This is a genomic window from Nostoc sp. KVJ3 (assembly GCF_026127265.1).
Lineage (GTDB): Bacteria > Cyanobacteriota > Cyanobacteriia > Cyanobacteriales > Nostocaceae > Nostoc.
Genome location: NZ_WWFG01000002.1, coordinates 2,461,323 through 2,474,584 on the forward strand (window position 1 = coordinate 2,461,323; position 13,262 = coordinate 2,474,584).

The following is a 13,262-nucleotide window of genomic DNA, read 5'->3' on the forward strand; positions in this document are numbered from 1 at the left end:
GTGCGATCAGTGCTGATGCACAGGCTACCCCAACTCCCTAGATTTCTGATAACTTGAACAAGTAATCGGCACTTTAGGGTTTTTGATATCTAACTAAAAATTGCCAATGAACAATATCTAAATCGTTAATTTCTAACTTTTCTCGATAGTTATTGGCGGTGTTATCAGAATCATTAAAGAAAACTTCAAACCCCAATCGCTGAAAACCTGCTTCTTGAAAAATCCGGTTTAACCGCAAAGGTGTGTAAAGAATTTGACGATTATAGCGATTTTTGTGGTAATAATTAGCACTATCGGTTAAGTTAATAATACTATCAGTTAACCAATGGGATTTAGAGGAATCTAAATAAGCTATTTCTAAGTCACAGTAAATGGTTGGAAAAAAGCCATAGATTTTACCACCTGGTTTAAGAACCTGATAAAATTCTCGAATCATTTGACGGTTTTTTAGATCATCATCAGAAACTACGGCATTGACAACGATTACATAATCAAATTTACTTTTCCAATCAGACTTTTGTTCTGTTAATTTGGTGGAATCAGCTTCTTCAAAAACGAATTGGTCTGCTTTTAGGTTCAACTTTCTAGAAAATTCTTGCAAATTTTCTTGACCTTTACTAATCGCATTTGAGGAAAAGTCAGTACAAAAAATTTGTTGAATCTTCGGACAAAATTCTAGTAATTTTTTTTGTATATAAACTTCAGAACCACAGCCAGGAATTAAAACTTGAATATCAGGTGAGTTAGGAATATCAAAATTAGGCACTCGCACTGAAGGATGTATAATGGCTTCACAAAGGTTTGTGTCTGGCGTGACACTGAAGATATGCTTTTCGTAGTCTTTGTGAATTTCGTCCCAGGAAAGTTTTTCTTGTTCAGTAGGTTTGGAAGTGAAGTGACGGGGAATTAGCCACTTATAATCATTCGCATTTTTTCGTTTTTGATTTTTAGTGAATGCCTCGACAATTTCACCATTTGCTTGCACTTCTGCCAGCATTGCATGACCTAAAAGTAAGCTGAGAAATGGCTCAATTACTTTTGGTGAAATTCCCGGAATTTGGGCAGATATTTGATCAAGAGTTTGGGGAATACTGAGTAAAGAAACTAATGCTCCTCCGCGCCAGTCGAGGACAATTTCTGCGGGAGAATAAGAGGATTTTAAGATGATTTTTCCCTGATTTTGGTGGGAAACAGCGAAGCGAGAGAGGATGTATTTATTTTCTGGTGCTACTTTTAGTTGGGGAAATTCATAATTGCTAGTAACGGGAATCGCTGTGGCAATTTTATCTCCATCGACGACTAAGTAATGGCTAATCCAGCCAAGATTAATTAGCTTTTTGAGATGGTGAATAAATTTTATTCTTGCTTCAAAACCATCTTTATCCAATACAAATTGTTTAAGTTCGGCGGCTGTAATTTCGGCTTTTTTTAAAGATTCTAGGGCATAGATTAGCCCTGGTTGAGCATTTTTAAAAGTGAGTTGGCGCTCTCCTGATACAAGGGTTATTTGTTCGCTTTCGTTGGGTGCAATTAGGAGAACGTCTTTGTTGAATGAAAGTAAAAATTCTGCTGACATTTAATTTATTGTTGAAGATAAAGTTTTAATAGTGTTGACAGATGCCCCGCAAACCTCGCAATTTACAACCAGGATACTGCTACCACATCACTATTCGTTGCAATAACCGGGAATTTAATCTCGCGCAACGGCAATGTCGTTTGACTGATGATGATTTAACTCAGTGGCATCCCGCATTTTTGCAGTTGGGTAAGAGTTTAGAGGAATACGCCCAGAGATATCGGGGTTTCTGTCAGAAATACAAGGGGAAAAAGAAACCAGCAGGTAAAAAATCTCACTGGGGAAACAAGTTACTCGCTGGTTTTTCCTTTTCTCAGTACCAGATATCGAAAAAAGCCGTTGAACAGGCTATTGTGGAACAGTTTATCCTGGCAAATCAAGCGTTTTACGGGCGGGTAAGGGCAGTTGGTTTCAAAAATCTTACCTGAAATGTGTTGATGATTCTAGGACGAGACGAAACTACTCCTCATCTCATCTATTGAGCATATGTCTGCACCCCCAACCCTTGCCCCGGTTTTCCTCCCGCCACCTTTTCCAAAGCCTCTTCTTCCAGTTCCTCGTCGGCGGCTGCAATGATTTCTTGATACTTTGCGGCAGCTTCTTCGGCTGTAAACTCATACCCATGCTTTGCTCCCACCCAGACAAAGGCGTTAGCTGCTTCCATATCTTCTTTGCCTTCTAGGGCTGTGTTTACCTCTTGTTGCAAAGCTGCGTCTGTATTTACTTTGGTGAAAAATTCTAAAGCTTGTTGACTCATTTGATTTCTACCTTTAAATAAATGATTGTTTATCTGATTCTTCAAGAATAGAGTGATATGTTATTCACACACAACTGTATTTACACTGGATCAAATCTGAGGATTCTGATGGGATTGCTGGTGAATAATTCTGTCGCACTTGATGCAATTTTTAGAGTTTTAACTAAGTGAGTTCAAGGCGATTGAATGGAAATAAAATTAGAGAAAGTGCGATCGCATTTTAGGTTGTGCAGAGATACGAAGGCGATCGCCCTTGAGAGGTTGTTTGAAAAGTGGCGTTGCATAATAAGGTATGAATATAGGGTGCTAAAACATGAATTGTCCTGAATGTGGCTCTCATCATATCCGTAGAAATGGGATAAAAGAAGAATGTATTCGGATGTATCTCAATGGTATGGGTTTTCGAGCTATTGAAAGAGTTAAAGGAGTCCACCACACGACAATTATTAGTTGGGTAAAACAACTGGGTCAAAATTTACCAGATGCACCACCAATCGAGGAAATTCTGGAAGTTGGAGAACTCGATGAATTAGAAACTTTTGTTAGCTCAAAAAAAACAAAATTTGGCTATGGACAGCAGTAAATCATTTTCAAGAAGGTATTTTGGCTTGGGTGTTGGGAGACTACAGCGCAGAAACTTTCAAGCCTTTATGGGATATAGTATGCTGCTGCAATTGTTATTTTTATGTTACTGACGGATTAATGTTTACCCTCAGTTTATTGATTCAGGCGATCAGATTGTGAGTAAAATTTATATGACTAGAGTAGAAGGTGAAAACACCCGTTTACGTCATTATTTAGCACGACTGCAAAGCCTACGGCACGCTACGCGAACGAAAAACACTGTGTTATTCTAAGTCCGTAGAAATGCTGAAATACTCTATTCGATTATTACTTCACTACTTGAAGTATCGTTTTATCCTGGTGTTTGATTAATTCATACCGCACTCAGCAACGCCAAACAAAAAATTCCCATCTTTCCCTATGATGTAGCAGCTGCTGAGTGGTTTGCTATGGAACGGGCAAGATTGACCACAATAGGTAAAAGTCATTTCTTTTGCAGATGGGCAAATTGCAGCGATCGCTCAGTTAACAATCTAATTTTGGTAACAAATAACATTATAGACTATACGGATTTTCAAAACCTAAAAATAGAAAACTGGTTAGTAATGTTACTTGGTACTCATAACGAGTATGAAATTGGCTATATATCTCAGCTTTGGACTTAGTACAGCAAAGCATTAATTCGTAGCTATTTTCAAACGCAGTGAGACGCTGTAGACGCTTTTGCGGCTTGCCACAGACTGGAAAACGCATAGCTACGCAGAGTTTTTTCAGAGGATTCCCTACGAACTTGCTGCCATTCTGTACTTAGTTGCTCTGTATATTAAACAACTTAACAAAAATTTCATAAAATTATGTGATATTCCCCTACCAATGGGAACAATAGCAAGGACAACAGCGTAACGATGTTTTTCATGCAGAGAATAGCTGTTGTCGAGCATCAAAGTTCTCAAAAACACGGATTAGGAGAGTTAGTATTGTCTATAGATGAGCGACTAAACCAAAATAATAGGCACTTCCAAGAAGATTCAGAAGAGAACTTAGCTTGGCTTCCCAGCACCTTTGCAGAAGTGGTTGCTACAGTAAAAAACTTTGCACTTGGGGAGTTTGACCGCGAAGTTGTTGAAAATCAGCTTTACTACCATACCCGCGAACATCTAAATCATGTACAGCGCCGAGCAAATGCCATTTTTCAGGTAATTTGTCCTTATTGGCAAGCGTCACTAGGTAACGAGCTTACACCAGAATACATAACACGCATAAATCTGCTACTAGAATTGTGTGCTGTTGCTCATGACATGATTCAGATTTTTGTTCCCCAAACCCAGCCTCATACTTCTAGACGGCGTGAACCTGGAGTAAGTGAAAATCTGACTTTTGAAAAACTATTAAATTATATAAAAGGAGTAAATCAGCAGTTAAAAGAGCATTGTATTGATAATTCTGTCCTATTTACAGATGCAGATATATCGATTATTCAAGATGCTATCGAAGCTACCATTTGCATCTACGATCCCTCTGACCAAGGTATTTATCAACCTGCCCTTTACGACCAAACAAGAGATTTATCAATTGTAGCTTATATCATTGCCCTTGCAGATATTGGTTCATTAGGGATCGATGGCATAGCTGCTTACAATCAGGAAGGTAGACTGCTTTTTTTAGAAGAGAATCCAGATGTCATACCTGTTATTTTAAATCAAACAGCTGCAACTTTAGCTGTAGAAAATCCAGAACTTTATGAGAACATCCGACAACGCCTTTTAAAACGCGCTCGCTTTCAAGTCAGTTTTGCAAAATCTCGATTCATCCGTTATCCCCAGGAAATTGCCAATCTTCCAAAAGAAGCAGTGGCAATTTTGACTTGTGAAACTTTTAAGCATTTAACTTTCCAGACAATTCAAGAGATCGAATTAACTACACCTACAGATGAAGATACATCTTTGGAAGAGTTGATTGATTTTTTTGAATTGGAATTGGTGATGGGGAATCATTTTTTAGCATTTTTAAATGCAGAGGTACGCTGAGGTTTTTCAAGATGATTCACTATGAACTTACAAAATTATGTGCTAAGACCTAAATAGCAATTATTAATTACCTCTTATGTTAATGTTACTTTTCTATATCGGCAGTAATGTATATGCAATAGAAAGTTCTTATGTAGTAGAAGTGATTCCGAGAGTAACATACAGAGAAGTTCATCATGTACCAAATTATGTAGCTGGATTATTTAATTATCGGGGTGCAATTGTTCCAGTGATTGACCTTTGTCAATTAATTCGAGGAACATCAAGTCAAGCCTACTTAAGTACCCGCGTCTTTATTGTTAGTTATCCTGCTCAAGAAACTGACAAATTTAAGTATGTCGGCTTGATGGCAGAACGAGTCATTAAAACAGTAAAAAAATCAACAAGCGAATTTTTAGCATCTGGTATTCAAACAAGTGAAGCACCCTATTTAGGAAAAATGATTATGGATGAATCAGGGATGATTCAACATATTGACTTAGAGCGCCTACTTAGCATTTTGAAACAGATTAATTTATTAGAAGCTGGAGTATAGCGTACAGATGTCCTTGACAGATATTGAAAAACTCTTAAGTAAAAAGATTGGCGTTGATTGTAATATTATTGGTTCGAGGAAAATTGCTAAAGCCGTAGAGAATCGCTGCTCTGCTTGTAGTTTAAGTGACCTAAAAAAGTATCTTCAACTTTTACAAACTTCCTCAGAAGAATTTACAGAACTAGTTGAACAAATAGTTGTCCCAGAAACATATTTTTTTCGCGATCGCAAATCATTTGATTTCCTGATCGACTTTGTGAAAACACAGTGGTTAACTAAATCTGGTCATGGCACACTGCGTCTGTTAAGTGTACCTTGCTCCACTGGTGAAGAACCTTATTCAATAGCTATCGCCCTTATGGAAACAGGCTTATCCACCTCACAGTTTCATATTGATGCCATTGATATTAGCAAACAGGCGATCGCTAAAGCACAGCAAGGAATTTATGGTAAAAATTCATTTCGGGGTGAAGTGTTGGTTGATCGAAATCGCTATTTTAAGCAAACATCAGAAAAATATGAAATCTCTCCATCGGTGCGAAATGCAGTGAATTTCAAGGAAGGAAATCTGATAAATATGTTTTTTAATGTGCAACTAAAGTATGATGTAATATTTTGCCGCAACTTGTTGATATATCTGGAAGATTCTGCCTGTACTGAGGTCTTAAAGACTCTGAATCGCCTATTATTGCCCAATGGATTACTCTTTGTTGGATCTGCTGAAACTGCAAAAGTTCCTAGTAATCTCTTTAGCTCGATTCGCCAACCTTTCACCGTTTATAGGAAGAAGGCAGAAGGAACGATAAGTAAGAGTTTGCATTATCCACCAATTGAAAATCGCCAAGTTGAAAATATCGGAGGAGCAAAAAAACAGAATAGCCAAACTAAAAAGGTAAGCTCTGAAACTTCTTCTATTTCTTACCCCCTATACTCTACTCCCAGCTTACCAGAAAGGCTGGTAAAAAATACCTCGTTTTTGTCAAATATTACCAATAGTTCAGAAACAGAACCATCTTTGAAAGAAACTCAGTTATCTATTCCAGAAAATAGTTTAAGTCTGGAACTAGCTAAACAATTAGCCGATGGAGGACAGATAGAAGCTGCAATCAAATATTGTAATGAATATTTGTTAAGTGTTTCTTCTACTAATGCCCAAGCTTATACCTTACTGGGGACATTGTATCAGGCAAAAGCGAACTACATTCAGGCTGAACAATTTTTCCGAAAAGCACTTTATTTAAATCCCAATGATTACGAAGCACTGATACACCTTGCTCTTTTAAAAGAACATCGTGGCGATTTAGTTGGTGCATCCATTCTGAGAGAGCGAATTCAGAAGCTACAGCAAAATTTTTAACTATCAACATGACAAGACAGGTAAACAATGATGGTGAGTAATGTGTTTAAAGATCAATCCTTACAAGGTCGGATCATGAATGCCTTTATGTTTATGGGGGCATTGGTTTTGATTGTGGCACTGGTTGGTTTAATTGGGACGTTTCGCTTGAGTAGTAATATTGATACGTTAAGCAATAATAGTTTGCCAAGCCTAGTAGGGTTGTGGAAAGTCAATGAAGGACAAACTCAAATTGAGTCCTCAGAACGGGCTTTATTAGTTGCGGGATTGACTCTACAGGAACGACTTGCCGAATTAACTCGAATTAAAAATGCTTGGGATCAGATTGACGATGGATTTAAGGAATATGAAACCACTCCCCGAAGCGCCGAGGAAGATAGAGTCTATAAAAAACTCCAAGAAAACTGGAGTAAATGGAAAAACGATCATGAGGAATTTCTCAAGCTCAATCAGCAATTTGAGAGTTTCGGAATTTTTCATCCCTATAGCAGAGAGGTAGAACTTCTAAGTCAAAACCAGGGAGCTTCTCCAGAAATGATAACTGTTAAAAAAGCCGCAGATGCTTTCGATCAACTCCGCGATCGCGCCAAACTAAATCGCGTGACATTTGAAGCGGCAACTGAGTCAATTTTATCAGACTTAAAAATTAACGAGAATACTGGTACTCAAGCTGAAAAAGACGGGGAACAAGATAGTAATCAGTCCAAATTCTGGTCTGTCGTTGCAATGATACTAGGGCCTGCGATCGCAATTATCTTAGGACGGTTTATCAGCCAAGCTTTAATTCGTCAGATTCAAAAGTCTGTTGTGCAAATTACTACCTCTACCACTCAAATCGCCGCATCCGGTAAGGAATTAGAGGCTACAGTCGCAGAACAAGTTGCTTCCACCAATGAAGTCACAGCAACTGCTCTAGAAATTGCCGCCACCTCTAAAGAACTGGTAAAAACGATGGATCAGGTGGCGGGAATGGCTCAAGCCACAGCAACCTCAGCAAACCATAGCCAAGATGAACTCTCAAAGATGGAAGGGGTGATGCGACAACTCACAGAAGCTACCGTCTCCATCTCTTCCAAGCTGGGAGTGATGAATAATAAAGCCAGCAATATTAACAATGTGGTGGTAACAATTACCAAAGTTGCGGATCAGACTAGCATCTTGTCGCTAAACGCAGCAATTGAAGCCGAAAAAGCTGGAGAGTACGGAGCCGGATTTGCCGTCGTTGCTAGAGAAATTCGGCGCTTGGCTAATCAGACAGCTGTGGCCACACTGGAAATTGAGCAAATTGTTAAAGATATGCAATCAGCAGTCACAGTGGGCGTGATGGAGATGGATAAATTTAACAAATCGGTAAGCGATAGTGTTGAGCGCGTCAGCAAGATTAGTTACCAAGTTGCCGAAGTGATTAATAAAGTACAGAGTCTACCTCCCAGGTTTGAGCAAGTGAGCCAGAGTATAGAAGAACAATCCGAAGGCGCACAGCAAATTAGTGAGGCGATGGGGCAATTGAGCCAAGCTTCCGAGCAAACAGTGGATGCTTTGCGTGAAACTAATAACGCCTTAGAGCAATTAGATGATGCTGCTAGAGGATTACGTCACTCAATTTCCTCTAGAAATTAATCAGAGCAAATAACCAATGAGTAACGATTTACATAATTCACCTGCTGGGGAGAGCCAAATAATTGATCGTCCCGTCTTAAACGATTGCTGGAATAAAATTGGAGTGATGGGCGATCGCTCCTGTACAGAGCTAAAAAATGTCATTCATTGTCATGAATGTCAAGTTTTTGCTGCGGTTGGGGATAGTTTGTTAGAACGTCAGCCACCACTTAATTATGTAGATGAGTGGATTAGTGTACTAGCAGAAACACCTGTTGATGAGGAAACCCAAAACAATGAAACCATCATTAAGACAGCATCAGCTATTTCTGTGATGATTTTTCGTTTGGGGAATGAGCAATTAGCTTTAAGTGCCAAAATTTTGCAAGAAGTTACTCACCCTTGTGTGATTCAACCTCTACCCCACCGAAGCAACGAGTTATTTTTGGGGCTAGTGAATATTCGAGGAGAAACTTTACTTTGTGCGTCTCTGAGCAATTTATTGAACTTAGAATCGGTAGAAGAAAATCCTGCAAATACCTTGCCTATAAACTCACAAAGAATGATGGTAGCAGGACATCAAAATGAAAAATGGGTATTCCCAGTTGATGAGGTTTACGGTATTTACCGTTTTCACCTCAACGAGTTACGAGATGCACCTGTTGTCATAGCCAAAGCCGCTCAATCTTACACCCAAGGCATCATTAATTGGCAGGGCAAGAAAGTCAATTGTCTTGACTCGGAATTATTGTTTTACACCCTCAATAGTAAAATCTTATAGCGGGTGCAGATGAGATGAATAATTACAATCTATTAGATTTATTTTGCCAGGAAATTGAGACTCAGGTATCCATCCTGAAAGAATCTTTAAATACACTCAGAACTCAACCATCCTCTTTAACCGATCTGGAACAGGCTACTCAATCAGTACACTCTATCTGGGGAAGTGCCAAATTAGTTGAAAGAGAAGCGGCTGCTAATTTAGCACAAATTATGAAGGAGTGCTTTATTGCTGCCCAAAACAGTACTGTTATTCTCGGTGAAGAACAAATTGAACTCTTACTTCATGCCAGCCATTTACTCTTGAGTATTGGCAAAGCAGCAGAAGTAGAATTTGAACGTTGGATGTCAGAACATTCTTGGGAACTTTCAACAACTCAAAAATCTATCTCAATTTTATTGACATCTGGAACAACAAATGTGTCTTTTCAAAAACAGGAAATAGCAACTAATATATCTCCTTTATCAACTTTTTCATCTTCAGAGTCAGCAGTAATTACAACCGAGGTAGTCAGTCAATCATCTATTAGTTCTGTTCAAGAACTGGAACCGGAAATCAACGTTACGCTTAATCCTTGGTCAGAAGTACAAAGTATATCAGTTATCTCTAATGCTTCTACTCAAGAAATCCCTCCCATCACTGTATCTGCATCCGAGAATTTAACTACTACAGTGAGCGATGACGGTTCCATGATGGACTTATTTCGCTTGGAATTGGAGACGCAGGTTAATCTGATGAATGAGGGATTGCTAGCATTGGAAAACAATCCTAAATCTGCTCAGGCATTAGAAACTTTAATGCGCGCGGCTCACTCAATAAAAGGATCTGCTAGGATTGTTGGTCTTGATGTAGTAGTCAACTTAGCTCACGTTATGGAGGACTGTTTTGTTGCAGCCCAAAATAAAAAAATTACGCTGAATTCTGACCACGTTGATATCCTTTTGGAAGCAGTGGATTTATTACAAGGCATCAGCCAAGTAAGTCATGCAGAGTTGCCTAATTGGTTGGCAAATCAGAATGCAGCTTTTACCCTGGCACAATCATCTGTCACTGCAATTTTGAATCCGCAAGTTGCACCTTTACCAGTAGCCGAGGTGAAGAAGAAAGAGACGAACACAGCAATATCTGCATCTCCAAATTTGAGCCAAGTCACTCCTGATTTAATTCCATCAGCTACCACATCCTTAAATCAGTCTCCCTCGCCAGAGTTACCTAATCATCAAGCAGCATCAGTATCTTTTTCTTCCCAGGAAAAGAGTCTAGCAACATCTGCATCTGAACAAATGCCAGCACAAGATCGGGTAGTGCGGGTAAATGCAGAAAACTTAAACCGGATTATGGGTTTAGCTGGGGAATCTTTAATTGAAGCTAATTGGTTGCAACCCCATGCAGATTCGATGATGTCCTTAAAATGGCGTTTGGTAGAGTTGTCGAGAACTTTAGAAAGATTACAGGATACTCTAGATCAGGGTAATTATGAACAAGATGGAAAACAGTATCTAGAAGAAGCAAGACACAAAGAACAGGAGTGCGTTAACTTGTTGAGCGATCGCCTCAATGAATTAGAATTATACGCACAACGAACTGCAAATTTATCTGACCGCCTTTACCGAGAAGTGATTACTTCCAATATGCGTCCGTTTGCAGATGGTATCCAAGGTTTTCCTCGGATGATTCGTGATTTAGCACGCAAGTTAAATAAGGAAGTCAAGTTAGAAATTGTCGGGAAAGCAACATCTGTAGACCGAGATATTCTCAAGAAGTTGGAAGCACCTTTGACGCACATCTTGCGAAATGCGACTGACCACGGAATTGAGTTACCGCAAGAACGAATAGCAGTAGGAAAGCCGTCTGAAGGCACAATCCGCTTAGAGGCATTTCATCGCGGGGGGATGTTAGCAATTACTATATCCGATGATGGACGAGGTATTAATTCAGAAAATTTACGTCAGAAAATTATTAACAAAAACCTCGCAACTTCAGAAATGGCAACTCAATTTACAGATGCAGAATTGATGGAGTTTCTATTTTTACCAGGATTTTCCACTGCCAAGCAAGTAACAGAAATTTCTGGACGGGGTGTAGGGTTGGATATTGCCAAAAGCATGGCGCAGGAGGTGGGAGGAACGGTACGTGCAGCTTCACTTGCTGGAAAAGGAACAAGTTTTCATTTCCAACTGCCGCTAACGCTTTCGGTTGTGCGAACGCTGTTGGTAGAAATTTCTGGTAAACCCTATGCTGTTCCTTTAGCCAGGATTGAGCAAATTATTACATTGGAACAATCAGAAATTGCCGAGGTTGAAAATCGCCAATATTTTACCATGAATCAACAAAATATTGGATTAATTGCTGCCCATCAAGTATTAGAATTATCGGCATCTAAGGAATTGTCTGGCTTACTCTCAGTAGTAATAATTAGTGACCAAGCTAGTATCTATGGATTGGTGGTAGACAAGTTTTTAGGTGAACGCGATTTAGTTGTTAGACCCCTCGACCCGCGTTTAGGTAAAGTGCGAGATATTAGTGCGACATCTTTATTAGGAGATGGCTCACCTGTTTTGATTGTAGATGTTTCAGATATGGTGAGGACAATAGATGCCATTCTCAATATCGGACAACTAAATAAAGTTGGGGTAGAGACAACAGTAACTTTAGATAAGCGTCAGAAAATTTTGGTGGTAGATGATTCAATTACGGTACGAGAAATGGAACGCAAGCTGTTAGAAAATCGTGGTTACAACGTCGATATTGCTGTTAATGGCGTAGAGGGGTGGAATGCTGTACGTACCAACCACTACGATTTAGTGATTAGCGATATTGATATGCCCAGAATGAATGGTATTGAATTGGTGCGGCAAATCAAAAGTCATCCCCGCTTGCACTCGCTACCTGTGATTATTGTCTCTTACCGCGATCGCACTGAAGACCGCATTCAGGGTTTGGAAGCTGGTGCTGATTACTACTTGACAAAAAGTAGTTTTCATGATTCAACGTTGATTGATGCTGTAGTTGATTTAATTGGTCGTTAATATGAGAATAGCGATCGTTAACGACTTAACAATTGCAGTCACAGCATTACGCCGGGTATTGCAGACATATCCTGAGTATCAAGTGGTTTGGGTTGCCCGTAATGGTGCAGAAGCGGTTACTAAATGCGCCGAGGATACACCCGATTTAATTTTAATGGATTTGTTGATGCCCGTAATGGATGGGGTAGAAGCAACGAAACGGATTATGCAAAACTCTCCCTGTGCCATTATTGTAGTCACAGCCAATGCCGAGCAGAATGTTACCAAGGTGTATGAAGCGATGGGTTACGGTGCAGTAGATGCAGTGAATACACCTGTTGTAGCTGGCTCAGATAAAGCCCAGAGTGAAAGTCAGTTGTTAACCAAAATCGCTCGGATTGGTAAAACGTTAAAAAAATCTTCTGTCAGTACAAAGACAAAGTTACCTGCTTCATCTCTGAATCATGAACGACAAAGTGATTTATCTTTGACAGTTCCTTTAGTAGTTATTGGCTCATCGACGGGAGGCCCAAAAGCTTTAGCAGCTATTTTATCAAAGCTACCTGCTAATTTTAATGCAGCGATCGCCATTATCCAACACGTTGATGCTCAGTTTTCAACTGGTTTTGTGGAATGGTTAGACCAGCAAACTCCATTATCGGTTAGATTGGCAGAAAAAGGCGATCGCTTTCGTTCAGGAATTGTAATAGTAGCGGGTACTAATGATCATCTATATTTAAAGCCAGATTTAACTCTTGGTTATACTAAAAACCCAGTTGACTATCCTTACCGTCCATCAGTTGATGTATTTTTCAAAAGTCTGTCTCAACACTGGAAGCGTCAGGGAACGGCTATTTTGCTCACTGGTATGGGGCGAGATGGGGCTGAGGGATTAAGTGCTTTACGACTGCGAGGTTGGCATACAATCGCCCAAGACAAAGCCAGTTGTGTGGTGTATGGTATGCCTAAAGCGGCTGTTGAGTTAGATGCTGCTGTGGAGGTATTACCACTAGATGATATTGCTACAACCTTGCTGAAAAAAAATTAAAATTCTCTCC

General features: G+C 39.5%; 10 protein-coding genes and 1 pseudogene. 9 read left to right on the plus strand and 2 right to left on the minus strand.

The window, feature by feature from the left end; all coding sequences use genetic code 11:
* Positions 1–73: 73 nt before the first annotated feature.
* Entirely contained in the window at positions 74–1,576 is a 1,503-nt protein-coding gene (locus tag GTQ43_RS26485) for a methyltransferase domain-containing protein (protein WP_265275665.1), read from the minus strand.
* A gap of 41 nt (positions 1,577–1,617) precedes the next feature.
* On the opposite strand from GTQ43_RS26485, the gene GTQ43_RS26490 reads away from it, so the two are divergent.
* Positions 1,618–2,004 (plus strand): hypothetical protein, encoded by a 387-nt coding sequence (locus GTQ43_RS26490; RefSeq protein WP_265275666.1) that lies wholly within the window; start codon positions 1,618–1,620, stop codon positions 2,002–2,004.
* Between the two features lie 47 nt (positions 2,005–2,051).
* Here the strand turns inward: GTQ43_RS26490 and GTQ43_RS26495 are convergent, their stop codons facing one another.
* Positions 2,052–2,333 carry a Nif11-like leader peptide family natural product precursor gene (locus GTQ43_RS26495; RefSeq protein ID WP_265275667.1) on the minus strand — a complete coding sequence of 94 codons (282 nt, stop codon included), beginning with the start codon at positions 2,331–2,333 and terminating at the stop codon, positions 2,052–2,054.
* A gap of 313 nt (positions 2,334–2,646) precedes the next feature.
* Between GTQ43_RS26495 and GTQ43_RS26500 the strand changes: the two are divergent.
* The 8 genes and pseudogenes from GTQ43_RS26500 (at position 2,647) to GTQ43_RS26535 (ending at position 13,252) form a co-directional block, all read left to right on the plus strand.
* Positions 2,647–3,269 (plus strand): annotated as a pseudogene (locus GTQ43_RS26500) (IS1 family transposase).
* A 542-nt stretch (positions 3,270–3,811) separates the two neighbouring features.
* Complete coding sequence (locus GTQ43_RS26505; RefSeq protein WP_265275668.1) at positions 3,812–4,924, plus strand: hypothetical protein; 1,113 nt, start codon at positions 3,812–3,814, stop codon at positions 4,922–4,924.
* A gap of 76 nt (positions 4,925–5,000) precedes the next feature.
* Entirely contained in the window at positions 5,001–5,459 is a 459-nt protein-coding gene (locus GTQ43_RS26510; protein WP_265275670.1) for a chemotaxis protein CheW, read from the plus strand.
* Between the two features lie 7 nt (positions 5,460–5,466).
* Entirely contained in the window at positions 5,467–6,816 is a 1,350-nt protein-coding gene (locus tag GTQ43_RS26515; protein ID WP_265275671.1) for a CheR family methyltransferase, read from the plus strand.
* Between the two features lie 30 nt (positions 6,817–6,846).
* Positions 6,847–8,436, plus strand: a complete 1,590-nt coding sequence (locus tag GTQ43_RS26520; RefSeq protein WP_265276555.1) for a methyl-accepting chemotaxis protein — start codon at positions 6,847–6,849, stop codon at positions 8,434–8,436.
* Between the two features lie 16 nt (positions 8,437–8,452).
* Complete coding sequence (locus GTQ43_RS26525) at positions 8,453–9,196, plus strand: chemotaxis protein CheW (protein ID WP_265275672.1); 744 nt, start codon at positions 8,453–8,455, stop codon at positions 9,194–9,196.
* A gap of 14 nt (positions 9,197–9,210) precedes the next feature.
* Complete coding sequence (locus GTQ43_RS26530; protein ID WP_265275673.1) at positions 9,211–12,225, plus strand: hybrid sensor histidine kinase/response regulator; 3,015 nt, start codon at positions 9,211–9,213, stop codon at positions 12,223–12,225.
* A gap of 1 nt (position 12,226) precedes the next feature.
* Entirely contained in the window at positions 12,227–13,252 is a 1,026-nt protein-coding gene (locus tag GTQ43_RS26535) for a chemotaxis response regulator protein-glutamate methylesterase (protein ID WP_265275674.1), read from the plus strand.
* The last annotated feature ends 10 nt before the right edge of the window (positions 13,253–13,262 follow it).

Excerpts from the sequence above, each read along its gene's own strand:
- GTQ43_RS26485 (WP_265275665.1), bottom strand. The coding sequence starts at position 1,576 with ATGTCAGCAGAATTTTTACTTTCATTCAACAAAGACGTTCTCCTAATT.
- GTQ43_RS26490 (WP_265275666.1), top strand. The coding sequence starts at position 1,618 with ATGCCCCGCAAACCTCGCAATTTACAACCAGGATACTGCTACCACATC.
- GTQ43_RS26495 (WP_265275667.1), bottom strand. The coding sequence starts at position 2,333 with ATGAGTCAACAAGCTTTAGAATTTTTCACCAAAGTAAATACAGACGCA.
- GTQ43_RS26505 (WP_265275668.1), top strand. The coding sequence starts at position 3,812 with ATGCAGAGAATAGCTGTTGTCGAGCATCAAAGTTCTCAAAAACACGGA.
- GTQ43_RS26510 (WP_265275670.1), top strand. The coding sequence starts at position 5,001 with ATGTTAATGTTACTTTTCTATATCGGCAGTAATGTATATGCAATAGAA.
- GTQ43_RS26515 (WP_265275671.1), top strand. The coding sequence starts at position 5,467 with ATGTCCTTGACAGATATTGAAAAACTCTTAAGTAAAAAGATTGGCGTT.
- GTQ43_RS26520 (WP_265276555.1), top strand. The coding sequence starts at position 6,847 with ATGGTGAGTAATGTGTTTAAAGATCAATCCTTACAAGGTCGGATCATG.
- GTQ43_RS26525 (WP_265275672.1), top strand. The coding sequence starts at position 8,453 with ATGAGTAACGATTTACATAATTCACCTGCTGGGGAGAGCCAAATAATT.
- GTQ43_RS26530 (WP_265275673.1), top strand. The coding sequence starts at position 9,211 with ATGAATAATTACAATCTATTAGATTTATTTTGCCAGGAAATTGAGACT.
- GTQ43_RS26535 (WP_265275674.1), top strand. The coding sequence starts at position 12,227 with ATGAGAATAGCGATCGTTAACGACTTAACAATTGCAGTCACAGCATTA.